The sequence below is a fragment of the Pectobacterium sp. A5351 genome (genome assembly GCF_028335745.1).
GTDB lineage: Bacteria > Pseudomonadota > Gammaproteobacteria > Enterobacterales > Enterobacteriaceae > Pectobacterium.
In genome coordinates this window covers 255,636-280,915 of record NZ_CP116477.1, presented here as the reverse complement: position 1 = coordinate 280,915, position 25,280 = coordinate 255,636, and the positions used below count along the sequence as shown (strand labels likewise).

The window sequence follows — 25,280 nt, the reverse complement described above, 5'->3', positions numbered from 1 at the left end:
TTCGTCGCCGACGACGAGCGCACGAATTTACATCATTACGACGTCAAACTGCTCCTGGCTATACAGGGGTTCGATTTGTACTTTGACCTGCTTGCCGACGAAAATTTCAACTTCAGCCAACGCGTGCGATTCTTCGCTTCTCAGCGCTTCCCCGACAGCCGGTGAGGCATAAACCAGGAATCGATCGGTGTCATACGCGTGGTGGACACGCACGATTTCACGCATGATTTCATAGCAGACGCTTTCTACCGTCTTCACCGTGCCGCGACCGTGGCACGTCGGGCATTCATGGCAGAGCACGTGTTCGATACTCTCACGGGTACGTTTACGCGTCATCTCCACTAATCCTAGTTGAGAGAAGCCACTAATACTGGTTTTGACCCGATCTTTACTGAGCGCCTGCTCCAGTGAATGCAGCACCCGCCGACGGTGATCTTCGTTATTCATATCGATGAAATCGATAATGATAATGCCGCCGAGGTTACGCAGGCGCAACTGCCGTGCAATCGCCTGCGTGGCCTCCGTGTTGGTATTGAAAATGGTCTCATCCAGATTACGGTGGCCGACAAACGCCCCCGTGTTGATATCAATGGTCGTCATCGCCTCAGTCTGATCGATGATCAAATAGCCGCCGGATTTCAGTTCAACCTTTCTGTCCAGTGAACGCTGGATTTCATTTTCCACGTCAAACAGGTCAAAAATTGGCTGTTTACCCGCATAATGTTCGAGTCTACGGGTCATTTCCGGGATATATTCGGAGGTAAATTCCAGCAGCGCTTCATACGTCAGCCGGGAGTCAATCCGAATGCGATCCAACGCCGCACCGGCAAAATCACGCAAAATTCGCTGGGCGAGTGCCACTTCACCGTAGAGCTTACATTTGGTCTGGTTGCGCTTCTTGCGCTCCATCACCTTACCCCACAGACGCTTCAGGAACGCCGCATCCTGTGAAAGCTCTTCTTCGCCGATCCCTTCCGCGGCAGTACGAATGATGAAGCCACCGTCATCGTCACAATACTCGGCGACCGTCTTCTTTAAGCGCTCACGTTCCGCTTCACTCTCAATCCGCTGTGACACGCCAACGTGCGATGCACCGGGCATAAACACCAGATAGCGCGACGGCAGCGTGATATCGGTCGTCAGACGCGCACCTTTGGTTCCCAGTGGATCTTTGACCACCTGAACCATGAGATCCTGCCCTTGACGCACCAGTTCGGCGATATCACGGACGTGAAAATTCTTCTGTTCGTCACCGGCAACACATTCGGTGTGCGGCATAATATCGGACGCGTGCAGAAAGGCCGCTTTATCCAGACCAATATCCACGAACGCCGCCTGCATACCCGGCAGAACACGGCTCACGCGGCCCTTATAAATGTTGCCGACGATGCCGCGCTTCGCATCACGCTCAATGTGGATTTCCTGCAGAATACCGCCGTCGATATAGGCAACGCGCGTTTCTGAAGGTGTAACGTTTACCAGTAACTCAGCAGTCATGTTTTCCTCTTGCATTCCGCAATGCAGCAAAATTACTGAATAGCTCATGGGTTTCTACCAGCGGCAGTCCAACCACCGCGTAATAGCTTCCGTTAAGCGACCGGACAAAGCATCCACCCTTGCCCTGAATACCATAAGCCCCGGCTTTATCCATCGGCTCCCCGCTGGCGATATACCGTTCGATATCCTGCTGCGAGAGCGGACGAAAGACGACATCGGTGATCACCAGACAGCTCAATATATCGTCTTTATCTGCCAGTGCGACGGCCGTCATCACCTGATGCGGTTTCCCGGATAGTTGACTCAACATCTCCGCCGCATGAACTGCATCCTGAGGCTTTTCCAATACCTGCCCGTTCAGCACAACAATGGTATCCGCCCCCAGAACGGGCAAATCGAGCGGTGCGACCGCGACACCCGCCGCCGCTTTCTCATGCGCCAGACGCCGGACATAGACTTCCGCCGCTTCCTCCGGTAACCGCTGTTCTTCCACCGCAACGTTCAGTACAGCAAAAGGAATATCGAGCTGCATGAGCAGTTCACGACGACGGGGGGAAGCGGAGGCCAGATAGAGCTGGGTCATGAATCACCTTATTGCACAGTAAACTGACGGCGAATTTTACGCATCAGCAGGAACAGCCACGGCCAGAGTACGCCATCAACGACGCAATTCCAGAATGTTTCTGGTCGGAAAGAGACATTAATAACTAAAAATTCTGCCCAGAATACCGAGAGGTCCATCAGCAACGACAATAGCATCACGATTAATGCCTGCTGCCATAACGCCATATTTCGGAACAGTTGAAATTTAAAAGCGACCAGATAAGCAATAATGCTCAACGCCAGCGCTCGTACTCCCAGTGTAGACCCAAGAATCAGGTCCATAATCAGACCTAATATAAATCCTGTGCCGACATTTACCCGATGTGGCAATGCCATCACCCAGTAAATCAGGAATAGCGTCAGCCAGGAGGGGCGAAACATGTAGATTTCATCCGGCCACGGCATAATCTGCAAAACCATGGCGATCAGAAAAGAAAGCCAGATAATCCAGTTGCCATGCCTGCGATAACGGTTCATTGGCGGCCTCTCTGCGGCCCGACGGTAGGCCCAGCGGCTTCAGGAGGAAGCGGCGGCCCCATCTCATCAGGCGAGGGTAAAACCTGCGGCATCATCTGCATCAGACGTTCATTGGCAACCCGATGAACTTCCGACGGCGGCAGCGACGTGTTGGAATTATTCTCCACGCCCCACAGTAAGAGCAGATAGCGCAGACGCTGTAGCCCCGCCGTCGGACGTGCCTGAATAATCGTATAGGCCCGCTGTGTATCCGCTTTTACCGACGACACGACCGCTACCGGATACCCTTCAGGAAAACGTCCGCCCAGCCCCGATGTGACCAGCACATCACCGACGCGAATATCGGTATTGTTAGGCAAATGCTCCAGTTGCAGATCGTCGGTGCAGCCATTACCGGCAGCAATCACGCGGATATCATTGCGCAGCACCTGAATGGGCAACGCGTGGGAAACATCACAAATCAATAAAACCCGGCTGGTAAACTGGCCAACCGCCACAACCTGCCCCACCACGCCTTTATCGCTGATGACCGGTTGCCCTTCATACACACCGTTCGCCTGACCTTTATCAATCACCACCTGATCGCTGTAAGGATCGGTTCCGGCAGACATCACCTGCGTCACCATCTTCTGCTCATCCTGACGCAGCGGCGAGCCGAGCAATTCACGTAACCGCGCATTTTCTTGCTTGAGCTGGCCTAACAGCAACAGGTCGCTGTTTTTCATCAACAGTTCCTGACGCAGTGCGGTATTTTCAAGGCCTAATTGCTCGCGGGTTGCCAGTGAGGCAGACATATTGTCCAGAATCTGGCGGGGCCCATTCGCCAGAAAATAAAATGGGCTAACGGCGGTATCCATGTACGTTCTGATTTTGACGAACGAACCGAGCCGACTGTCCGCAACGATCACAACAATCGCGGTAACGACAGCAAGAAAAAGTCGTAATTGCAGGGAAGGTCCCCTGCTAAAAAGCGGCTTCATAAAATTTGCGTATTCCTCGACAGCAACCTCAAATCGCTCCTGGCGATTTTTAACGTCACAAAGCGGCACCCCGTAGGGCGGATTTCATTCGCTCAGGCAAATAAAAAAGGGGTAACCACGAGAGATGAAAAACGCAAGCGTTCATCCATCCGGTCCCCCCCTTTTCCAGACAGGATTACTCCTCGCTGAACAAATCGCCACCGTGCATGTCGATCATTTCCAGCGCCTTGCCGCCACCACGGGCAACACAGGTCAGTGGATCTTCAGCCACCACAACAGGAATACCGGTTTCTTCCATCAGCAAACGATCCAGATTACGCAACAGCGCGCCGCCGCCAGTCAACACCATACCGCGCTCAGAAATATCGGAGGCCAGTTCCGGTGGGCACTGTTCCAACGCCGCCATGACTGCGCTGACGATACCCGTCAACGGCTCTTGCAGCGCTTCCAGAATTTCGTTGGAGTTCAGCGTGAAGCCACGCGGTACACCTTCAGCAAGGTTACGGCCGCGCACTTCAATCTCAAGCACTTCGTCGCCTGGATAAGCGGAGCCGATTTCATGCTTGATACGTTCCGCCGTCGCTTCACCGATCAGTGAACCATAGTTACGACGAACGTAGTTGATGATCGCTTCATCAAAGCGGTCACCGCCAATACGGACAGAAGAGGAGTACACCACGCCGTTCAGCGAGATCACCGCCACTTCCGTGGTACCACCACCGATATCCACTACCATGGAGCCCGTCGCTTCGGATACCGGCATGCCAGCGCCGATCGCAGCCGCCATCGGCTCTTCGATCAGGAACACTTCACGTGCACCCGCACCCAGCGCGGATTCGCGAATGGCACGACGTTCAACCTGGGTTGCTCCTACCGGAACACACACCAGCACACGTGGGCTCGGACGCATAAAGCTGTCGCTATGCACTTGTTTGATGAAGTGCTGCAACATTTTTTCCGTGACCTGGAAGTCGGCAATAACACCGTCTTTCATCGGGCGAATCGCCACGATATTCCCCGGCGTTCTGCCCAGCATCTGCTTCGCGTCGTGGCCTACCGCCGCCACGCTTTTTTGGGAACCGGCGCGATCCTGACGAATCGCAACCACAGAGGGTTCATTCAGTATGATGCCCTGCCCTTTAACGTAAATCAGGGTATTGGCGGTACCCAGGTCGATGGACAAGTCGTTAGAAAACATGCCACGAAATTTCTTAAACATAACTAAAGGATAATCCTGCAAGCTGGGGGCGAAAAATAAATCCGCCTACTTTACCAACCACACGAAGCAGCGACAAGGCACGAAAACGCTCTGCTTCGGTGAAAAATGAGTCTGCGTTGCGCACGTCGGCGTCAGGGAGAAGGCACAACATGCTTTCTCCTCAGGCGGCAAGGCATCTTACCACTGTCCACCCGACAGAATTGCGCTAACACAGGACATAAAATCTAACATTTAATCGGATTGTCGCTATCGTAAGCACACACTAACCGATTTAACAGCCGCCTCATTCTACGTCAATTTGAACAGGACGTTTATATTAAACACGATGCCGCGATGAATATTTTTTCAGCTCATCGGTTACAAGGACTGATGCGGCAAAAAAATCCCCTTGCCCACCATAGGCCCCCTTGCCCAACAGCATTCTCCACTCCTCTTTGGTTCGCACGCCGGCAGCAAACACCCGCGTTTGCGTACCTTTACAGGCTTCAGTCAGGCTTTGTACAAACAACTGATTTTCCGGCCGGCGCTCAAGACTCCGAACCAAACCGGGATGAAGCTTGATGATCTCCACGGGGAGTGACTTGATATAGGTTGTGCTGACCAGCGTTAAACCCGCCTGCGTGACCGCCAGGCGACAGCCTAATCCCAGGATCACAGTGAGAACCGGGCGCAGACGGCCGATATATTGACAAACATCGGCCTCTGCAAGTTCAAATAAAATGCGCTGTCGCTGCGTTTTCGGACATTGCAGTAAGACTTCTTGCAGCCAGCGCAGGAAAGGCTTCTGTAAAAGTGAGTCCACACTTACCGGCAAAGCCAGTGTTTCTCCCGGCCAGCTCGCTGATAAATCAATAATGCGAGCCACCAGTTGCCGATCATAGCTGGCCGCCAACCCCAGTTGTTGAACCAGCGGCATATACTCCGCGGCGAGCAGTTCCTGTTCTCCGTCGTAGATCCGGCTCATCATTTCGCGATGATGTACCACGCCCTCTTTCGTGACTGCGGGTTTCTGATACAGCCGCGGGCCGCCGCGCGCCAACGTCTGTTCTAGCAAGGTGCGCCACTTCACGCTGCCGCGCCCTTTGTCTGGCACCTGCCTGTCAAACACGCACCAGCTGTTACCGCCCTGCAACACCGCATTGCGCGTCGCGTCTTCCACACTTTCCATCACCTGTTCAGCACTTTGCCCACCGCGATAGGCACAGATACCAATGTGAAGTACCTCTTCCCGATCGATTAACGAGTTGGTGGGGAGAATATCGATGGCCTTCACCAGTTGCGTGGCAATCGCATTGGCTTCTTTTAACGTGCTATGGGGGAGCAATACGGTGAAATCGCTGCTGAAGTAACGCGCCAGCAGGGCGGAGGGATAGCGCATGACAAACGTCGACAGCAGGTTGACCAGCGTGAAACGGTATTCCTGAAGTACACTGCTATAGCCGTGCGTTTCCTGCAAGGTTTCAAAATCGGGTACGCGGATCATCATAACGACGCCGTGCGTCCCCACTTCTTCGCCATCTTCTAACTGTGTGGTCAACTGATTATCAAAGAACAGGCGATTACTCAGTCCGGTTTCAGCGTCCTGCGCGGCAAAAGCACGAATTAAGGTATCCACCCGCCCGCGATCCTCCCGCGCCTCCACTAAATCAGACAACAGTTGATCGAGCGCTCCGCTGGTATTGACCGGCCATTCACGTACCGAGCCCTGCATAACCGATTCACGTTCGCCCTTAAGAATACGCTGTGCCCGCTCCTCCAACTCTTCCTGCCCGGCAGCCTGACGACGTAGCCAGCGAATGGAGAAATACAGCATCAGGAGCATCAGACCCGCAGCCAGTAACACCGATAGCATCGATACGACAAAGCGCGGTAAACCGATCAGCGGATCGACATACCTAATGGCGATCGTCATGTTCAAATGATGCATCAGCGGAAATTCAACCTCATGATAGAGGTGCGTGCGTTCCCAGCCAGCCTCAGGCAACTGTATTGAATAGAGGGTAGAATCGTTGTCCTGAATATCCAGCACAACAATGCCTGCCGTCTTCATCATTGCTGGCAGCCAATATTGGATATTTTCGGGCGATTGCACTAATAACGCCTGATCGATACTGGCCGTAACCTCTCGCAACTGCTGCTCAGTCCGCAACTGGCTATAATAACAGAGGCTAAATATACTACTGAAAAGCATAAGAAAAATGGCGAGAACCGTCAGCAATACCACGAGTATCGAGAATCTGGTCGTAAATCCCATCCCTGCGTCCTATTCCAAATAATTGCGAGTTTGTTGTTTTTTATCAGTTCGCATGAGCCAGCTACAACGCATAGTACCAGTACTAACAAAGGTAACTGTATTAACAAATAGTATCTGCAATAACTATAGTCGTTAATGACTTCCCCATTTTAATCCTGCCACAGGAGATAGCCCATGCAGGCTTTAGTTCTTGAACAGTCAAACGGACTGACCCACGCTCAGATTCGCGAGATTGACGCCGAGCAGCTTCCCACCGGGGATGTAACTGTTGATATCAGTTGGTCCGGCATTAATTATAAAGATGCGCTTGCCATTACTGGCAAAGGCAAAATTATTCGTAACTTCCCGATGGTTCCAGGGATCGATTTTGTCGGAACCGTGCGTCACAGCGATAGCGATCGGTTTGCCGTCGGTCAGCCCGTCATCCTGACGGGTTGGGGCGTGGGTGAAAACCACTGGGGCGGCCTGGCACAACAGGCGCGAGTGAAGAGCGATTGGCTGATCCCTCTGCCCGCATCGCTGGATGCGCGTAAGGCTATGATTCTTGGCACCGCAGGCTTTACTGCGATGCTGTGCGTGATGGCGCTGGAAGACGGCGGTATCACTCCGGAAAGCGGCGACATCATTGTGACGGGTGCCAGCGGCGGCGTCGGCAGCACGGCAGTCGCCCTGCTTGCAGAGCTAGGCTATCAGGTGACCGCCGTCAGCGGCCGTGCCGACAACACTGATTATCTGAAAAGATTGGGTGCCAAACAGGTGCTGGACCGCAGCGAATTCAGCGGCAGTCCTCGTCCGTTGGAAAAACAACGTTGGGCTGGCGCGGTGGATACCGTCGGCGACAACGTGCTGGCGACGCTGCTTGCGCAGATGGATTACAACGCGACGGTTGCCGCATGCGGTCTGGCTGGCGGTATCGCGCTGCCAACGACCGTGATGCCATTTATTTTACGTAATGTTCGCCTGCAAGGTGTAGATTCCGTGATGGCACCACTGGCGCGCCGTCAGCAAGCGTGGGAGCGTCTGGCTGCCATCCTGCCTGAGTCGTTCTATCAACAGGTGACGCAGGAAATCGGGTTGGAAGACGTCCCTGCTGTTGCCGCTGCCCTGCTGGAAAACAAAGTCACTGGCCGTACGCTGGTGAAAATCAGCTAACGTCTTTCGTCGGCACACTCAGCCACCTTCGGGTGGCTGTTACACCCTGCAAAAAAGTATTTCATCTCTCCTGTCGCGGTTTCTGCCGTACTTCATCTATAACTAAGTGAACGGTAAGCAGTAAAAACGCCACTTTGTGTCAAAAAAATAATGACTGGCGGGAGTTCACATGCACAAACATCGCAAGTTCACGGAAGCCGACGTTACCCCGGAATCCCTCTTCTATCAGCGCCGGCGCGTACTCAAAGCGCTGGGTATTTCCGCTGCGGCGCTTGCACTGCCGTTTTCTGCACAGGCCGACCTGCTGGCCTGGTTTAAAGGTGCCGATAAACCCAAAGCGCCGCCGGGTAAACCGCTCACGTTTAGCCAACCCGCTGATTGGAAGCTCGATCTGCCGCTCACGCCGGAAGATAAGGTCACGGGGTATAACAACTTCTATGAGTTCGGGCTCGATAAAGCCGACCCGGCAGCCAATGCTGGCGGGTTAAAAACCGAAGGCTGGACCATCAAGATAGGCGGCGATGTCGCCAAACCCCTCACGCTAGATATGGACGATTTACTCAAACGCTTTCCGCTGGAAGAACGCATCTACCGTTTCCGCTGCGTTGAGGCGTGGTCAATGGTAATTCCATGGGTTGGGTTTGAGCTGGCCAAGCTGATTAAATTCGCCGAACCCACCAGCAACGCGCGCTACGTGGCGTTTCAAACGCTTTACGACCCAGAACAGATGCCGGGGCAAAAAGATCGCTTTATGGGTGGCGGGCTGGACTATCCCTATGTAGAAGGGCTACGGCTGGATGAAGCCATGAACCCTTTGGCGCTAATGGCCGTCGGTGTTTACGGCAAAACGTTGCCGCCGCAGAACGGTGCCCCCATCCGGTTAGTCACGCCGTGGAAATACGGCTTCAAAAACATCAAATCCATCGTACATATCCGGTTCACTCGTGAGAAACCACCCTGCACCTGGAATCTGGCAGCCCCGGACGAATATGGCTTCTATGCCAACGTTAACCCCCATGTGGATCACCCGCGCTGGTCGCAAGCGACAGAACGCGTCATCGGTTCAGGCGGCCTGCTTAACGTTGAGCGTCAACCCACGCTGTTGTTCAACGGCTATGCGGAACAGGTCGCTTCGCTGTATCGCGGCTTGAATCTGCGTGAAAACTTTTAGCGACGAATACAAAAACGTGAACGAATAACACAAAACGTCTAACCAATAACACCTTGTCAGGATAGGAATCCACATCAGCATGAGACTGACGCTACAACACATTACCCGGTTAAAAATGCTACTCCATCTGGCTGGTTTTCTGCCACTGGTGTGGCTGATATTGTCGGTTGACCAAGGGTGGTTTAGCACCGATCCGGCCAAGGATATCCAGCACTTTACCGGCAGAATGGCGCTGAAATTGCTGCTGGCGACGCTGCTGGTCACGCCGTTGGCACGCTACGGCAAACAGCCGCTACTCATTCGCTGCCGTCGGCTCCTCGGGCTGTGGTGCTTTTTCTGGGCGACGTTACATCTGGTGAGCTATGCGCTACTGGAGTTAGGTCTGAACCATTTGGCACTGCTGGGTAAGGAACTGATCTCCCGTCCCTATTTGACGCTGGGTATCATAAGCTGGCTGATTTTGCTGGCGCTGGCGGTCACCTCGCCACAGCTCATGATGCGTAAGTTGGGAGCGCAATGGCAGAAACTGCATAATTTCGTCTATGTGGTCGCCATTTTTGCGCCTATCCACTATCTTTGGTCAGTTAAAACGCTATCACCGCAGCCCATTTTGTATGCGCTGGCGGCGCTACTCTTGCTGCTGTTCCGTTATAAGAAATTTCGTCAATGGTGGCGCTAAACGCCGCGCTAGCATGGGAAAATCCGAGTGTGAGCCGCAGCAAGATTCACGCCGTCTCACAGTCTGGTGCAGGAATATCTCCGCAGATAAGACCAGTATTTAGCTGCGAATTGCCACGATATGGTTATAATGCACGACTTTAGTTTCTCGGGCAGGACAATTTGCGTCACGAAAGGTGACAAACGAATAGCTTCGCGCTATTTTGTGCGACACGGTTTTGGCAATTTTAGTCAATCGCGGGAGATAGCAGCACAATGGCAGAAAAGTTTCACATTTTGCTCTTGAACGGTCCAAACCTGAATCTGCTAGGAACCCGAGAGCCCGACAAATACGGTAAAACGACGCTAGCAGACATTGTCAGCGAACTGGAAACACAGGCGCAGACATTGAACGTGAAGTTTTCCCATCTGCAATCCAACGCGGAGCATGTCCTGATCGATACCATCCATCAGGCCAGAGGAAACACAGACTTCATTCTGATTAACCCGGCGGCATTCACCCACACTAGCGTTGCGCTACGTGATGCCCTGCTGGCGGTCTCGATTCCGTTTATCGAAATTCATCTGTCCAACGTGCACGCACGCGAGCCTTTTCGTCATCACTCCTATCTTTCTGATGTTGCGGTAGGCGTGATATGCGGCCTGGGGGCAGAGGGTTATCAGTATGCTTTACAGACGGCGGTAAAACGCCTGTCAACTTCCAATTAAACAAAAGAGTACGGAACCACATCCATGGATATTCGTAAAATCAAAAAACTGATCGAACTGGTTGAAGAGTCCGGCATCGCCGAACTGGAAATTTCTGAAGGTGAAGAATCAGTACGTATCAGTCGTGCCCCAGCAGCGGTTAACTACCCGATGATGCAACAGGCTTACGCTACGCCGATGATGCAGCCACAGCCTGCTCTGGCTGCCGCCGTTGCACCAGCGCCAGTGGAAGCTGCAGCAGCACCGGCTGCCATCAGTGGACACATCGTTCGTTCTCCAATGGTTGGAACCTTCTATCGCACCCCAAGCCCGGACGCTAAAGCTTTCGTGGAAGTGGGTCAGCACGTCAATGTTGGCGATACCCTGTGCATCGTCGAAGCCATGAAAATGATGAACCAGATCGAAGCCGACAAAGCGGGCGTGGTGAAAGCCATTCTGCTCGAAAGCGGTCAGCCGGTCGAATTTGACGAGCCATTGGTTGTCATCGAATAACGAGGCTTATCATGCTAGATAAAATCGTTATCGCTAACCGCGGAGAAATTGCGCTGCGTATTTTGCGTGCCTGTAAAGAGTTGGGCATCAAAACCGTCGCCGTTCACTCCAGTGCGGATCGCGATTTGAAACACGTATTGCTGGCGGACGAAACCGTGTGTATCGGCCCAGCGCCGTCAACAAAAAGCTATCTGAATATCCCAGCGATTATTTCCGCTGCGGAAATCACCGGGGCCGTCGCGATTCACCCTGGCTACGGTTTCCTGTCCGAAAATGCGGATTTTGCCGAGCAGGTTGAACGATCCGGCTTTATCTTCATCGGCCCACGCGCAGAAACCATTCGCCTGATGGGCGATAAAGTGTCTGCCATCACCGCAATGAAAAAAGCGGGTGTTCCAACCGTACCTGGCTCTGATGGCCCGTTAGACGGTGACATGGACGCTAACCGCGCTCATGCAAAACGCATCGGCTATCCGGTCATCATCAAAGCCTCTGGCGGCGGTGGCGGTCGTGGTATGCGCGTCGTGCGCAGCGACAAAGAGCTGGAACAATCCATCAACATGACCCGTGCGGAAGCCAAAGCGGCTTTCAACAACGACATGGTCTACATGGAAAAATACCTGGAAAACCCACGCCACGTGGAAATTCAGGTACTGGCTGACGGTCAGGGCCACGCCGTTTATCTGGCCGAGCGTGACTGCTCCATGCAGCGTCGCCACCAAAAAGTGGTAGAAGAAGCGCCAGCACCGGGCATTACGGATGAGCTGCGCCGCAATATCGGCGATCGCTGCGCCAAAGCCTGTGTCGATATCAACTATCGCGGTGCGGGTACGTTCGAATTCCTGTACGAAAACGGTGAGTTCTACTTCATTGAAATGAACACCCGTATTCAGGTTGAACATCCGGTTACCGAGATGATTACCGGCGTGGATCTGATCAAAGAGCAGCTGCGCATCGCTGCCGGTCTGCCATTGTCCATCAAGCAGAAAGACGTCAAGGTTCGCGGCCATGCGGTAGAATGCCGTATCAACGCGGAAGATCCGAACACGTTCCTGCCAAGCCCAGGTAAAATCACGCGTTTCCACGCGCCGGGCGGCTTTGGTGTCCGTTGGGAATCGCACATTTACGCCGGTTATACCGTACCGCCGTATTACGATTCTATGATCGGCAAGCTGATCACCTACGGCGAAACCCGCGAAATCGCGATTTCCCGTATGAAGAACGCGCTGGCTGAACTGATTATCGATGGCATCAAAACCAACATCGAACTTCAGATGAAGATCATGAGCGATGAAAACTTCCAGAGAGGTGGCACGAACATCCACTATCTGGAGAAGAAACTCGGCTTGCAGTAAACACTTCGCAATCGAGCAAAGGCCAGCTTATGCTGGCCTTTGTTATTTTATTCCTTCACGTATCAGTATTGGTAAGCAACGCCTAACCAGTAGTTACGCCCTTCCTCAACATAGCCTTCCTGATAAGCGTAAGCCGTATCAAACAGGTTGTTGACCGACGCATTCACGCTAAAGCCAGCCCCCAGATGATAATCCAACCGCACATTGGTCATCGCAAATCCACGCGTTTTATCGTTATTATCTGAATTATTGAATCCCCAGCTACGCGCTTCTTCCATCACCGTAATGCTGACCGGTTCGAAAGGCGTCATCGTTACCCAGGCAAACACTTTATGCTTCGGTAAATCGACAATATTGCCGATATCCTTGCGCTTCACATCGCTATGAATCAGTCCATAGTTAACCCCGACGGTTAACCAGTCTTTGACATCACCGTGAATGCCCAGATCCAGGCCGTAGTAATCCACCCGACCGCTGTTACGGTTTTGGATCAAACTCGGTGTAATGTTATGTGACAGAATCGCATTTGATACCCGGTTGTAGTACACGCTGGCATCGTAACCCCAGCCTTCGGTCAGGCCACCGCGATAGTTCAACTCAAGGTTTTGCGCACGCTCGGGTTTTAAGTTCGGATTAACCAGCGCATCCTGATTTTTGGCAGGCTTAGAGGTGGTGTAACGCTCTTTCAGCGTAGGGAAACGGCTGCGTTCAGACAGCGATAATTGCAGCTCATCACGATTATCGAAACGATACTTCGTCATCATCTGCCAGTTAAACGCATCCTGATTGTTTTGGTCATAATTCGTTAGCGCCCCATTCTTTTCATGCTTCATGCCCTGCTTGCTGTCGCGCCAGTCGTAGCTCACGCCAAATACCGCATCCAGCTTCTCGGACACATTCCACTGGTATTCGCTTGCCATCGACCAGGTACGGTCCTTATAGCGATCGTAAGGCGCGTTCAGTGCCCCTTTCTCGCGATGCACGTCATCTTTCCAGTGGACGGCGAACGACAGCAAATCCAGTTCGCGCATATCAATCCCTAATTGCAGCCCCGCGCCGTTACTGAAATCCGCATAGTGGCTATAGTTACCGTTCTTATTTTTGAAATCCGCCAGCGTTTTATACATCAGCAAGGTATTTTCAAATTCATCATGATAGAAGCGGCTTTTCAGCGTCATTCTGTCACTGAGCTTCGTCGTGCCCTGATAGTAATAACTTTCTTTATTGTAGTCCGGCCACTGCCAATAGCGTGCCGACTGACCGTTGTTGCCCGCATAAGGCGGCGTATTCTTCTCACCTTCCTGATTGATGTAGGTAAACGTATATTCATCGGATTCCCGCGGTGTGAACCCGACCTTAAGCATGCCGCGCTTATCATCATTCGCGGAATTCATCCGCTGGCCTTCGCTACCGGCTGTCGGGTTATCAACGCCGTGAGGCAGCCCGGTAAAACGCTGTTTCTGACGGCTGCCGCTAATCTGGAAGAACCCCAGATCGCCTTTCCCACCAAATGACGCATCCATGTTATGCGCATTGTCACGCCCGCGTGCCCAGCCCTGATTCAAACGCACGTTCGCTTCCAGCTCTTTTTTTGGCCGCAGGGTCGTGAGGTTAATCGCGCCCCCCATTTGATTCGGGCCTTGCAGCAGCGAGGTATACCCTTTAGACACCTCTACTGCCGCCAGATCGGAAGCCTGAAAACGGCCAAGATCCAGATTCCCATCATAGGGAACATAAATCGGCACGCCGTCGAGAAAAACCGGCACCTGTCGACTATCAAAGCCGCGAACCTTAACCTGCTGCTCGCTGCGCCCGCCTGATTTTTGTAACGTCACGCCCGGCACAACATTCAGCGCTTCCGCCACGTTGCGTCGGTTTAGCTGGTTAATCTGCTCCTGATTCACAATATCGTTGGTCGCCGCGACTGGACTGCTCCACACCGTCATCATGTCTTTATCCTTCGTGGTCTCAACCGCGTCACCAGAGGCAGCATAGACGCAAGAGACGGGTAATAGACTGGCTGACAACAGCCAACTTAATTTTTTTATTTGCATGACATTGTTCCCTTAAAAAAACACATTGCTGTATAAAAATTTATATAACGATAGATATCGCCACTTTCCGTCATCCGGGCGTTCAGGATGATGGCGTTAGCGTTTTGGCGTTAAAACGACGCGAATATCGGCAGAGGGCGCATGGTAAGGCGCAGACGTGACCAGCAAAGAAACGCCGGTTTCGGCATAACGTTGAACCGTTTGCAGGTTGATTCCCCCCGCAGCAGACACCTTACACGCAGGCGCATGGCGGGCAGCGTAAGACAGCGTGGCGATCACCTGTTCAGGTGTAAACTTATCAAGCTGTAGAATATCGGGCCCGGCGCTGAGCGCGAGCATCACCTCATCGGGACGATCCACCTCCACGATGATGGCTTTCTCCGGTGCCGCATGGCGCAATTGGGTAATATGGGCAGCCCAGTCATCCTGATTCGGTAAAAAACGGCGGTGATTCGTGAATAACAGCACCGTTTCTGCACACCCCAAACGGTGTACAATTCCGCCCCCAGCCAGCACAGCCAAGATCGAGAGCAGCTTCGTGCCCGGAATAATTTTGCGCGTACAGGCAATCTGCCCGTATGGAACCTCATGGGTATAAATTGCCTTCATTTGATGCAGATATTTACTGACGCCACAGCACCACTCCAGAACGTTCTGCGTAACCTTCCAACCTTGATGTAACGCGGCAACCTTTCCTGTTGCAGCAAGCATCGCCTCGCCGGGCTGAACGCATTCGCCATCCTGAACGCAATGCGTCACCCGCAGCCCCAGTCGCTGTAGCAAGCGTTCCGCGACTGGCATCCCGCTCACACATCCGCCCTGACGATGGAAAAACGTGATTTCACCTTCCCCTTGCTCGATTCCCAGCGCTCGGGTGGTGACATCACCGTACTGAATATCTTCCAGCAAGATCTGGTCAAGGTACGCATCTGGGATATAAATCATCGTACGAACTCCGTATACGGAACCACATCCCAGTAGACAAACGCCCAATCTCGCGTCGGAGAAACGAGCGGAATATCATCATCTTGGTGTGTCTCGTAATAGGTTTTCAGACGCTGTCTTTCCTCCTCATTCAGCTTGCCTAACGACCAGGACACACCGTCCGCAAAACGTTCGAAGGTTTCGCCATGCCTTTGGCAATTCTGCCCACGAATAAAACTCACGTTGGCGTGAATGCCCATGCGATAGAGGATATTTACGGCATAGATATAGTTCGGTAACGATGTCGACGTTCGCCCAATCACCGCCGATATCCGTGGATCAACAAACGTAGGGGAAACTGTGTGGGTGGTGTACACCCGAAGGCGGGCTTTCTGATTCAACTTGTAGAGCGCCCCAGCCAGATCCATCACCAGCGTCGAGCGCGATGCCACCACAATGTCGCAGTCAGGCAAATCCGCCCAGTCATCTTCCCAGGCACGGTGAGTAAACGTCGCATTCGCTATCCCCATCAAATCGGCTCGACGACGTGCCACGTCCAGCATTCCCTCGCTGTAATCAATGCCGTAAACCTGTTCAAGCCGCGACGCCACATTCAGGCACACCGATCCCGGTCCGCACCCAACGTCCAGCAGCGTTTTCGCCCCCGAAAAGTCCATGTTGGCGATAAACCGATCCAGATACGGATCGCGTGGCCCCGCGCACGCTACAGCCATGTTCTCTGCACGCTTATCCCAGTGGTCAGGTGTCTTAGCGGTTCTGGCCGCCTGCGCCATATGCGCCTGATAAAGCGCGGAAAAATCAATCTCATCGATAATCATATTCTCTTCCTGACTTCTCTTTTTATTAGGTGCTGCTTGCCTGCACATCAGGTGCGGAAATGGGCGTGAATATCCGCTTCTTTTACGCCGTACAACGCCGCCAGCTTCGTCGGCGTCAACAGAACGTCCGGGCTTCCCTGTTCCGTTCCCGCGCCGGGATGCAGCAAGACCACGTTATCCGCCACGGCTCGCGCATGCTGGGGATGGTGTGTGGACATCAACACTGCCATCCCGCTTTCTTTGAGCTGCCTTATGTGTGCCAGTAATCGAATCTGGTTGCCAAAATCCAGACTGGCCGCAGGTTCATCCATCACCATCAGCAAAGGCTGCTGTATTAGCGCACGAGCAATCAGTACACGCTGCCGTTCGCCTCCGCTCAGCGTCGCGTATGAACGCAGGCTCAGTGACAAAATCCCGAGCTGGGATAGCACCGCTTCGGCCTGTGCGATTTCACGTTTTCCCGGCGTGGAAAAGAGCGACAAACGGGGGTGACATCCCATCAGCACCATATCCAACACGCGGAAAGCAAAAGGCGAGTCATGCGCCTGAGGCACATAGGCCGCAACCTGTGCGAGCGCTCTGGCAGACCACGCGGCAATGGGTTTCTCAGCGATATGTATCTGACCGGAAAAGGCGGGAATCAGGCCCAGCAAGGTGCGCATCAGGGTGGTTTTGCCGCTGCCATTGGTGCCCAGCAAACAGGTAATCTGCCCGGATGGCAGTGAAAACGAGATGTCGCGATTCACAACGGTGCGACCATATCCGACGCTAACCGCCTGAAGCGTAGCGATGCTGCTGCCCGTCATGCTCTTTCCCCCCTCAACAACAGGAGCAGGAAGAAGGGCGCACCGATGGACGACGTCAGAATGCCTAGCGGCAGTTCAATCGCAGCGATCGTTCGCGCTAGCGTGTCGGTGAGTAACAGCAGCAGCGCTCCAACGGCAATAGAAACGGGTAATAGCCGATTGAAATTGTCTCCGACGATCAAACGGCAGATGTGCGGCACCACCAGCCCTATCCACCCGATGATTCCCGCAATCGACACCGCGCTGGCGGTAATTAACGTCGCCGCAAAAATGAATAACAGCCGAGTATAAAGGATATTCACGCCCAGCGTGCGGGCTTCTTCATCCGGTAGACTCAGCAGATTCATGCGCCAGCGCAGTAAAATGAGCGGAGCCAGCCCAATCACAATCAGTATCGCTGCGACTTTTAAATCCTGAGCCGTGGTGGCGGATAGCCCGCCCAATAACCAGAAGGTAATAGACGGTAATTGAGTATAGGGATCGGCCAGGATCTTGATCAGCGCGATCGCCGCACCGCCTAATGCGCCGATCGCCATGCCCACCAACACCAGCGCCAAGACGGGATCGTGTCGCTTCGCCATACGAGCAATCAGGCAAACCAGCGTCACCGCCCCCAGTCCGCCGACAAATGCCAGAAGCTGAATAAACAGCATCGGTAAACCGAGGAAAATCCCGAGCGTCGCCCCTACGCCAGCACCGGCAGAGACGCCAAGAATATCCGGGGAAACCAGAGGATTACGGAACATGCCCTGATAAGCCGCACCGGCGGCGGCCAACCCGGCACCAATCAGCATCGCCGCCAGTAGGCGCGGCAAGCGAATATTCCAGAACACGGTCGCTTTACGTGGCTCGATCGACGCCGTTCCCTGCGGAGCAGTGATAATTTGCAGGATTTCCTGCGCAGAAAGGGAATAGTGTCCCACCGTTAACGCGAACAGCGCACTGCCGATCAGCAAAACCCCCAGTACTAGAGTAATGGTATGGCTTTTCATCCCACTCTCAGCAACGACTCAAGCTGTGCATCATTCAGATCGGTATGGTAAAACAGGCGGAAAAACGTTCGGGTATCGCTTTTGAGTTGCTGCGCGGCGGCAGGGTCAAAATGGCTTTGTAAGCGGCACAGCCCCAGCAGCCGATTCAGGCCGGGCGGTGCATCCAGCCAGCCAAACGGCAAGCCGGACATCAGGATCACGCGCTGCTGTGCAACCGCATGCACGTCCTGCCATTGCTCCGAGTACATAATGTGCTGATAGCTTTGCACATCCTGCGTGATGATGAGTGCCGGGTTCCACCGCAGAATGTGCTCCATCGACACCTGAGTCAGCGTTTTTAATTCCCCTGCGGTCGCAACATTCTCAAAACCCAGCAGTTCCACCGCTTCGGTATGGAGAGAACCACGCAGTCCGGTTTCCAACCCCATCGCCCCGCGAGCGAAATAGAAGCACGGCTTCTCAGCCTGGACATTGGTGCGGTAGGCATTCGCACGCTGCAAAATCGCCTCGGCAAACTGCGCCTGCTGCTCCGCTCGCTCTGCGGCATTCAGTAACAGCCCCACCTGCCGGAGCTGCGAAGGCGTGTCCAGTAAGCCACCATCCACCAGCACGTAAGGCACACCGGTCTGCTGTGATGTCCTCTGCGCCAGCGAGCGATACGTTTCATCAGCATTCCCGCAGTCAATGATGATGTCTGGGTTTAGCGTCAGCAGTTTTTCCAGCGATAACGTACTGGCTCTGCCCGATAAACGGCCCAAACGCGGCAATCGGCGAACAGTTTCAGAAAACAGTACGCCCGATTCACCCGACAAATCAAACGATGAAAACCCAAGCAGCTTTTCCGGAACCAGTGCCAGCAGCAGCAGATCCGCAGGTGGCCCCGCGCTGATGACGCGCTGAATATCAGAAGGAGCGGGAATTTGACCAAACCACCCAGCAATGCGGTCAAACGCATGCGCAAAGGAAGCAGGAAAAAGAGGTAAAGTAGACAATGCCGCCAGATACGACAAGAAAGTACGCCTGTTAATTCCCATGGTGATCCCAGAGTTAAATAATATCGTTATATATATTTTTATATAAGGGTATTATCCACACACAAACTTCAGGGTCAATCATCCAGATCACATTTCCAGCGATACCTGACGTGGGTCATTTGAACCAAAAAATAAGATATGTTTTATGCAGAAATACAGCAGAAGAAGAAATTTTCCGGGGGTAAAAAATAAGCCGATAAACCATTATATATCGAGAGTTTACCGGCAGATGGCTGGGTGATTTGTTAAGGAAAACGCAATTATTTGCGGGTAGCCAGAATAATACTGGAAGCCTTAACCAGAGCGATTAATTCGCTGCCCACATCAATGTTCATCTCTTCCAGGCTTTCATTGGTCACGGTTGAGGTCAGTGTCAACCCACCAGCGGTAACCAGTTGCACTGTCGAGTTTACGGCACCTTTAGCCACGGTACTCACTTTGCCGTGAAACTGATTGCGGGCAGAGAAATTCAAACCACATTCCGCCGATGCCAAAATGACCCAGGGTGCTTTCACCAACGCAATGGCTGGCTTGCCGACAGCCAATTCCATTGAATCACAACTGGCTCGTGTAATCACCGTCGTTAACTTATCCCCGCTTTCCAGGGTCAATGCCACTTCATTGTTTACCGCACCTTCTACAATAGAAGACACAACACCCGATAGCTGATTTCTTGCTGAAACTGACATAACGACTCCTTTGGTTCATCTTTAACATAATAGTAACGACTAAATAATCCAGGCAGCAGGAAGTTGCGACACGATAATTACCTGATGCACAACAGCGCCAATATCGTTGGCGCTATTATTACTTTCCTTTCGTATCGCCACTATTCCTCGCTGGAATAGCAGACGATAAATAATAGCCCTATAGTAAACGTTCTTCTGAGAAAATTATGCGATGTGGCATCTATCATTCGCCAATTACCTCAAGATCAATAAGCCAAGATACTCATTTAGTATTATTTTGTGGCGAGATAAATTTTATTTCCGCCCTGCTCTGTTGCTCACCAGACCGAAATAGCTCACACCGTGGTAGCCCCGGTATCTCGATTCTTCAACGATTAGCATTACCCCCGCGACTGGCTTTTACGCTTCTGGCGTAATTCTTACTAGTCAATTGGCCCACATGCCGTAAAATTCCCGCTTTCGTCATCACGACGTTCATAACGATATCAATGCTCCCATTTACGGTGGAGAAAAACATGGATACACGCTTTCCTCAGGCGCACAAAGAGGCCCGCTGGGCTTTTGGCCTGACGTTGATTTATTTAGTGGCCTGGGTGCTTGCCGCCTATTTGCCTGACAACACACAAGGGATAACCGGCCTTCCGCACTGGTTTGAGATGGCCTGCCTGCTGCTGCCGCTCGTGTTTACGCTGCTGTGCTGGCTGATGGTGCGCGTCATTTTCTGCGATATCTCACTGGAGAGTGACGATGCAAATTGAAATTTTATTGCCGCTGATTGGCTATCTACTGCTGGTGTTCGGGCTGTCGGTTTATGCGTACCGTCGCCGTCAGGCGGGTAACTTTCTTAACGAGTATTTCCTCGGCGGCCGCTCAATGGGCGGGTTTGTGCTGGCGATGACGCTGATCGGCACGTATGTCAGCGCCAGCTCTTTTATCGGCGGGCCGGGTGCCGCGTATAAATACGGGCTGGGCTGGGTACTGCTGTCGATGATCCAACTTCCCACCATGCTGCTATCGCTCGGGATTTTGGGGAAAAAGTTCGCCATTTTGGCGCGGCGCTACAACGCCATCACGCTGAATGACATGCTGTACGCCCGCTATAACAGCCCGCTGCTGGTGTGGTTTGCCAGTATCAGCCTGCTGGTCGCGTTTATCGGGGCGATGGCCGTGCAGTTCATCGGCGGTGCGCGCCTGCTGGAAACCGCCGCGAACATCCCTTACGACATCGGTCTGCTGATTTTCGGCGTCACTATTGCGCTCTACACCACATTTGGCGGCTTCCGCGCCAGCGTGCTGAATGATGCGATGCAGGGCATCGTGATGCTGATCGGCACCGTCATCCTGCTGGTCGGCGTGATCTATGCCGCTGGCGGCCTGCACAGCGCGGTGGATAAGCTGCAACAGATTGACCCGATGCTGGTGTCACCACAGGGCAGCGGCGGTATTCTGTCGATGCCGTTTATGGCCTCATTTTGGGTGCTGGTCTGCTTCGGCGTTATCGGCCTGCCGAACACTGCCGTCCGCTGTATTTCTTATCGTGACAGCAAAGCGCTGCACCGTGGAATTATCATTGGCACCATCGTCATCGGCATTCTGATGCTCGGCATGCATCTGGCTGGTGCGCTGGGCCGCGCCGTGATGCCAGATCTGACGATCCCCGATCAGGTGTTACCGGCGCTGATGGTCACCGTATTACCGCCGCTGGCCGCAGGGATCTTTCTCGCTGCGCCAATGGCCGCTATCATGTCCAACATTAATGCGCATCTGCTTCAGGCTTCCGCCACGATCATTAAAGATCTCTATCTCAGCGTACGTCCGCAGCAGATCCATAACGAACGCCGCATCAAGATCCTCTCCAGCATGACTACGCTGCTGTTGGGTCTGCTGGTGCTGCTGGCCTCCTTACGGCCACCGGATATGATCATCTGGCTGAATCTGCTGGCGTTTGGCGGGCTGGAAGCGGTGTTTCTGTGGCCGCTGGTACTGGGCCTGTATTGGGAACGCGCGAATGCCGCAGGGGCGCTCAGCGCCATGTTCACCGGGGCGATTTGCTATACCTTACTGGCTAGCTTCAATCTTCAGTTGGCTGGCTATCACCCGATTGTGCCATCGCTGTTACTCAGCCTGATGGCGTTTATTATTGGCAACCGCTTTGGTCATAATCCACCAGCGCCGGTTGCCGCTTCATCTTCACTTTAAATGTAATAGAGACTGCTATGCCGTGGATTCAACTGAAAATAAACACCTCAGGAAAGGTTGCAGAACCACTGGGTGACGTCATGATGGAAAGCGGTGCGGTATCCGTTACGTTTCAGGATACGCACGATACCCCGGTGTTCGAACCGCTGCCGGGCGAGACCCGCCTGTGGGGCGATACCGACGCGATTGCGCTGTACGACGCCGAAACCGACATGAACGCGGTTATCGCCATGCTGGAGCAAGAACCGCTACTGGGCGTGGGTTTTAAACACAAGATCGAACAATTGGAAGACAAAGACTGGGAACGCGAATGGATGGATAACTTCCACCCAATGCAGTTCGGCAAACGTCTGTGGATTTGCCCAAGCTGGCTTGACATTCCTGACCCGACTGCCGTCAACGTCATGCTCGATCCGGGCCTGGCCTTTGGCACTGGCACCCACCCGACGACCGCGCTGTGCCTGCAATGGCTCGACGGGCTTGATCTGGAAGGGAAAACCATTATCGATTTCGGCTGCGGTTCCGGCATTTTGGCGATTGCCGCCCTGAAACTGGGTGCGGCACGCGCTATCGGGATTGATATCGATCCGCAGGCGATTCAGGCCAGCCGAGATAACGCACAGCGCAACGGCGTTTCCGAGCGTCTTGAGCTTTATCTGCCGAAAGAGCAGCCTGCTGACCTGTCTGCCGATGTCGTCGTTGCCAACATCCTTGCTGGCCCGCTGCGCGAACTGGCACCGCTGATTAGCGATTTGCCAAAAGCAGGCGGCCACCTCGGCCTTTCCGGCGTGCTGGCGACGCAGGCCGAAGGCGTCGCAGAAGCGTATGCAGACAAGTTCACGCTCGATCCGGTCGCTGAACGCGAAGAATGGTGCCGCATTACCGGCCAACGCCGCGCATCGTAATAACGCCATCCCGCTAGTCCCGCCCACCGTATGCAACGGTGGGCACCCTTCTTCTTGTTATATCTCACGATTGCTCACCATAAACTGGCGTATTATTCGGCTCGGCAAGTGACCGGACGCACCTGCGCCCCGCGCTCAACGATGCCGTATCATTATTTTCAAGGGATGAAAAATGAAAGGTAAACTCTCTATCGTATTGATGCTGTCCGCCAGCTTTTCCACCTTGGCGGCCGATCCGGTGCACTGGGGCTACGAAGGCAACGGCGATCCCGCACACTGGGGAAAGCTGTCTCCAGATTTCTCGCTGTGTGAAACCGGTAAAAACCAATCTCCCATCAATATCCGCCAGGCGCTGAACGCCCAGCACGACCCTTTACAGCTAGCCTTCCTGCCAGGGACACAGCAAATTATCAACAACAGGCATACCGTTCAGGTTAACGTCGGTCCGGGGAACACGCTGGAATTGGATAACGAGACATTCACCTTACAACAGTTTCACTTTCACGCACCGAGCGAGAATGAAATTGACGGTAAGCAGTTTCCGCTGGAAGGCCATTTTGTCTATAAAGACGCGGCTGGCGCGCTTACCGTTATCGCGCTGATGTTTCAGGAAGGAGAGGCCAATCTGCCGTTAGCCACGACATGGCAGCAGATTCCGGCTCAGGTTAATCAGGCGGAGGACGTGCGCACGCCAATCGCGATTCAGAGCCTGTTACCGACGTCATTAAACTACTATCGGTTTAGCGGGTCGCTCACCACGCCACCGTGCTCGGAAGGCATTCGCTGGCTGGTGCTGGATCACCCCGTCACCGCCTCCGTTGAACAGATAAACCAGTTCCGCTCAGTCATGCATCACGCCAATAATCGCCCCATACAGCCGCTTAATGGCCGCGTCATCATCCATTAAACCGCTCCGCGAGGCTGGTCAGACCGTCTGTCGACCAGCCTGTGATGAATCCGTACCCTTTTTGCCGCATTAACCAACGCATTTCACTGATAACGCATTGATAGCCTGCTGTATCTCCACTAAAAATGACTGCGCTTACAGATAAAATTCTGTAAACAGATGAATATTTCCCAGAACAAAAAATCGCCATAAAAATATAACTAGCTGTTAAATATGGATAATATTTTTACACACCTTAACGATGTGCATTTTCATTGATCGATAGCCGTAAATTGGTCAAAGTTTGGCCTTTCATCTGACGTAAAAAATGCGTAATATACGCGCCCTTGCAGGCACAGTATGGTCAATTTTTGTCTATGCACATTGGACAATTTCAGCTTACCAATCGTTTGATAGCAGCCCCAATGGCTGGTATTAGCGATCGCCCATTTAGAGCACTCTGTCACGCGATGGGCGCTGGAATGACCGTGTCTGAAATGCTTTCTTCCAACCCGGAAGTGTGGCGTTCAGACAAATCGCGTTTGCGAATGGTTCATAGCGATGAACCGGGTATCAGAGCCGTGCAGATTGCCGGTTGTGACCCCAATGAGATGGCGGCGGCAGCGAGAATCAATGCTGATTCCGGCGCGCAAATCATTGACATCAATATGGGCTGCCCGGCGAAGAAGGTGAACCGCAAGATGGCAGGATCTGCGTTATTGCAGTATCCGGATTTGGTCAAACAGATCCTCTCTGCGGTAGTGAAAGCGGTAGACGTGCCGGTGACACTGAAAATCCGTACCGGTTGGGCACCAGAGCACCGCAACTGTGTAGAAATTGCCAAACTGGCCGAAGACTGTGGCATTCAGGCGTTAACCATTCACGGACGCACCCGTGCGTGCCTGTTCAATGGTTTCGCGGAATACGACAGCATTCGGGCAGTTAAGCAGGCCGTTACCATTCCTATTGTTGCGAATGGCGACATTACAGACCCGCATAAAGCCAGAGCGGTTCTGGACTACACCGGGGCTGACGCCCTGATGATAGGACGAGCCGCTCAGGGAAGACCCTGGATCTTTCGGGAAATCCAGCATTATCTGGACACAGGGGAGTTGCTGGCACCGATGCCGTTGGCAGAGGTTAAGCGCTTGTTGATCGAGCATATACGGGAATTGCACGACTTTTATGGTCCAGGCAAGGGATTTCGTATCGCTCGTAAGCACGTATCCTGGTATCTCCAGGAGCATGCCCCAAACGACCAGTTTAGGCGCACATTCAACGCCATTGAGGATGCCAGCGAGCAGCTGGAGGCGTTGAAGGCATATTTTGAAAATCTTGCGTAAACAGAAAAAGAGCTGACAGAACT

General features: G+C 53.2%; 25 protein-coding genes. 11 read left to right on the top strand and 14 right to left on the bottom strand.

Features of this window, described 5'->3' with window-relative positions:
* Nucleotides 1–27: 27 nt before the first annotated feature.
* The 7 genes from rng to csrD all read right to left on the bottom strand — a co-directional run bounded on the left by rng (nt 28) and on the right by csrD (nt 7,030).
* Nucleotides 28–1,497 carry a ribonuclease G gene (rng, locus tag O1Q74_RS01325; protein ID WP_271875750.1) on the bottom strand — a complete coding sequence of 490 codons (1,470 nt, stop codon included), beginning with the start codon at nt 1,495–1,497 and terminating at the stop codon, nt 28–30.
* The gene (locus O1Q74_RS01320) at nt 1,487–2,080 is read right to left on the bottom strand and encodes a Maf family protein (RefSeq protein ID WP_271875748.1); all 594 of its coding nucleotides are present in this window, start codon (nt 2,078–2,080) and stop codon (nt 1,487–1,489) included. Before O1Q74_RS01320 ends, rng begins: the two co-directional genes overlap by 11 nt.
* An 8-nt stretch (nt 2,081–2,088) precedes the next feature.
* Nucleotides 2,089–2,577: a rod shape-determining protein MreD gene (mreD, locus tag O1Q74_RS01315; protein WP_271875746.1), complete on the bottom strand. Its 489-nt coding sequence runs from the start codon at nt 2,575–2,577 to the stop codon at nt 2,089–2,091.
* The gene (gene mreC / locus O1Q74_RS01310) at nt 2,574–3,557 is read right to left on the bottom strand and encodes a rod shape-determining protein MreC (protein WP_271875745.1); all 984 of its coding nucleotides are present in this window, start codon (nt 3,555–3,557) and stop codon (nt 2,574–2,576) included. The genes mreD and mreC overlap by 4 nt, the downstream gene beginning before the upstream one ends.
* Nucleotides 3,558–3,732: 175 nt before the next feature.
* Nucleotides 3,733–4,776 (bottom strand): rod shape-determining protein MreB, encoded by a 1,044-nt coding sequence (gene mreB / locus O1Q74_RS01305; protein ID WP_010300322.1) that lies wholly within the window; start codon nt 4,774–4,776, stop codon nt 3,733–3,735.
* The gene (locus O1Q74_RS01300; protein ID WP_271875741.1) at nt 4,769–4,927 is read right to left on the bottom strand and encodes a hypothetical protein; all 159 of its coding nucleotides are present in this window, start codon (nt 4,925–4,927) and stop codon (nt 4,769–4,771) included. The genes mreB and O1Q74_RS01300 overlap by 8 nt, the downstream gene beginning before the upstream one ends.
* 165 nt (nt 4,928–5,092) lie before the next feature.
* Nucleotides 5,093–7,030 (bottom strand): RNase E specificity factor CsrD, encoded by a 1,938-nt coding sequence (gene csrD / locus O1Q74_RS01295; protein ID WP_271875739.1) that lies wholly within the window; start codon nt 7,028–7,030, stop codon nt 5,093–5,095.
* A 174-nt stretch (nt 7,031–7,204) separates the two neighbouring features.
* Here csrD and acuI point away from each other — a divergent pair, with 174 nt between their 5' ends.
* From acuI to accC, 6 genes are all read left to right on the top strand, one after another.
* A complete protein-coding gene (gene acuI, locus O1Q74_RS01290) occupies nt 7,205–8,182 on the top strand; it encodes an acrylyl-CoA reductase (NADPH) (protein ID WP_271875737.1) in 978 nt (325 codons plus the stop codon).
* A gap of 169 nt (nt 8,183–8,351) precedes the next feature.
* Complete coding sequence (gene msrP, locus O1Q74_RS01285; RefSeq protein WP_271875735.1) at nt 8,352–9,353, top strand: protein-methionine-sulfoxide reductase catalytic subunit MsrP; 1,002 nt, start codon at nt 8,352–8,354, stop codon at nt 9,351–9,353.
* Nucleotides 9,354–9,432: 79 nt separating this feature from the next.
* Nucleotides 9,433–10,032 (top strand): protein-methionine-sulfoxide reductase heme-binding subunit MsrQ, encoded by a 600-nt coding sequence (msrQ, locus tag O1Q74_RS01280; protein WP_271875733.1) that lies wholly within the window; start codon nt 9,433–9,435, stop codon nt 10,030–10,032.
* 254 nt (nt 10,033–10,286) lie between these two features.
* Entirely contained in the window at nt 10,287–10,739 is a 453-nt protein-coding gene (gene aroQ, locus O1Q74_RS01275) for a type II 3-dehydroquinate dehydratase (protein WP_271875731.1), read from the top strand.
* A 24-nt stretch (nt 10,740–10,763) separates the two neighbouring features.
* A complete protein-coding gene (gene accB / locus O1Q74_RS01270; protein ID WP_271875729.1) occupies nt 10,764–11,231 on the top strand; it encodes an acetyl-CoA carboxylase biotin carboxyl carrier protein in 468 nt (155 codons plus the stop codon).
* Nucleotides 11,232–11,242: 11 nt separating this feature from the next.
* Nucleotides 11,243–12,586 carry an acetyl-CoA carboxylase biotin carboxylase subunit gene (accC, locus tag O1Q74_RS01265; protein ID WP_271875728.1) on the top strand — a complete coding sequence of 448 codons (1,344 nt, stop codon included), beginning with the start codon at nt 11,243–11,245 and terminating at the stop codon, nt 12,584–12,586.
* A gap of 62 nt (nt 12,587–12,648) precedes the next feature.
* Here accC and O1Q74_RS01260 read toward each other — a convergent pair whose 3' ends face one another.
* The 7 genes from O1Q74_RS01260 to O1Q74_RS01230 form a co-directional block, all read right to left on the bottom strand.
* A complete protein-coding gene (locus tag O1Q74_RS01260) occupies nt 12,649–14,640 on the bottom strand; it encodes a TonB-dependent receptor plug domain-containing protein (RefSeq protein ID WP_271875726.1) in 1,992 nt (663 codons plus the stop codon).
* A 96-nt stretch (nt 14,641–14,736) separates the two neighbouring features.
* Nucleotides 14,737–15,585, bottom strand: a complete 849-nt coding sequence (modD, locus tag O1Q74_RS01255) for a ModD protein (protein ID WP_271875724.1) — start codon at nt 15,583–15,585, stop codon at nt 14,737–14,739.
* On the bottom strand, nt 15,582–16,403 hold the full coding sequence (locus tag O1Q74_RS01250; RefSeq protein ID WP_271875723.1) for a class I SAM-dependent methyltransferase: 822 nt from the start codon (nt 16,401–16,403) through the stop codon (nt 15,582–15,584). The genes modD and O1Q74_RS01250 overlap by 4 nt, the downstream gene beginning before the upstream one ends.
* Nucleotides 16,404–16,450: 47 nt before the next feature.
* On the bottom strand, nt 16,451–17,209 hold the full coding sequence (locus tag O1Q74_RS01245; protein ID WP_271875721.1) for an ABC transporter ATP-binding protein: 759 nt from the start codon (nt 17,207–17,209) through the stop codon (nt 16,451–16,453).
* Nucleotides 17,206–18,201, bottom strand: a complete 996-nt coding sequence (locus tag O1Q74_RS01240; protein ID WP_271875719.1) for a FecCD family ABC transporter permease — start codon at nt 18,199–18,201, stop codon at nt 17,206–17,208. Before O1Q74_RS01240 ends, O1Q74_RS01245 begins: the two co-directional genes overlap by 4 nt.
* Nucleotides 18,198–19,235 carry an ABC transporter substrate-binding protein gene (locus O1Q74_RS01235; RefSeq protein WP_271875717.1) on the bottom strand — a complete coding sequence of 346 codons (1,038 nt, stop codon included), beginning with the start codon at nt 19,233–19,235 and terminating at the stop codon, nt 18,198–18,200. The genes O1Q74_RS01240 and O1Q74_RS01235 overlap by 4 nt, the downstream gene beginning before the upstream one ends.
* 260 nt (nt 19,236–19,495) lie before the next feature.
* Nucleotides 19,496–19,924 (bottom strand): TOBE domain-containing protein, encoded by a 429-nt coding sequence (locus O1Q74_RS01230; protein WP_271875716.1) that lies wholly within the window; start codon nt 19,922–19,924, stop codon nt 19,496–19,498.
* A gap of 515 nt (nt 19,925–20,439) precedes the next feature.
* On the opposite strand from O1Q74_RS01230, the gene O1Q74_RS01225 reads away from it, so the two are divergent.
* From O1Q74_RS01225 to dusB, 5 genes are all read left to right on the top strand, one after another.
* Nucleotides 20,440–20,682, top strand: coding sequence for a YhdT family protein (locus tag O1Q74_RS01225; RefSeq protein WP_271875714.1), 243 nt, complete (start codon nt 20,440–20,442; stop codon nt 20,680–20,682).
* Complete coding sequence (gene panF, locus O1Q74_RS01220; RefSeq protein WP_271875712.1) at nt 20,672–22,123, top strand: sodium/pantothenate symporter; 1,452 nt, start codon at nt 20,672–20,674, stop codon at nt 22,121–22,123. Before O1Q74_RS01225 ends, panF begins: the two co-directional genes overlap by 11 nt.
* Nucleotides 22,124–22,140: 17 nt before the next feature.
* The gene (prmA, locus tag O1Q74_RS01215) at nt 22,141–23,028 is read left to right on the top strand and encodes a 50S ribosomal protein L11 methyltransferase (protein ID WP_271875710.1); all 888 of its coding nucleotides are present in this window, start codon (nt 22,141–22,143) and stop codon (nt 23,026–23,028) included.
* Nucleotides 23,029–23,200: 172 nt separating this feature from the next.
* Complete coding sequence (locus O1Q74_RS01210) at nt 23,201–23,935, top strand: carbonic anhydrase (protein ID WP_271875708.1); 735 nt, start codon at nt 23,201–23,203, stop codon at nt 23,933–23,935.
* Nucleotides 23,936–24,291: 356 nt separating this feature from the next.
* The gene (gene dusB, locus O1Q74_RS01205; protein ID WP_271875706.1) at nt 24,292–25,257 is read left to right on the top strand and encodes a tRNA dihydrouridine synthase DusB; all 966 of its coding nucleotides are present in this window, start codon (nt 24,292–24,294) and stop codon (nt 25,255–25,257) included.
* The last annotated feature ends 23 nt before the right edge of the window (nt 25,258–25,280 follow it).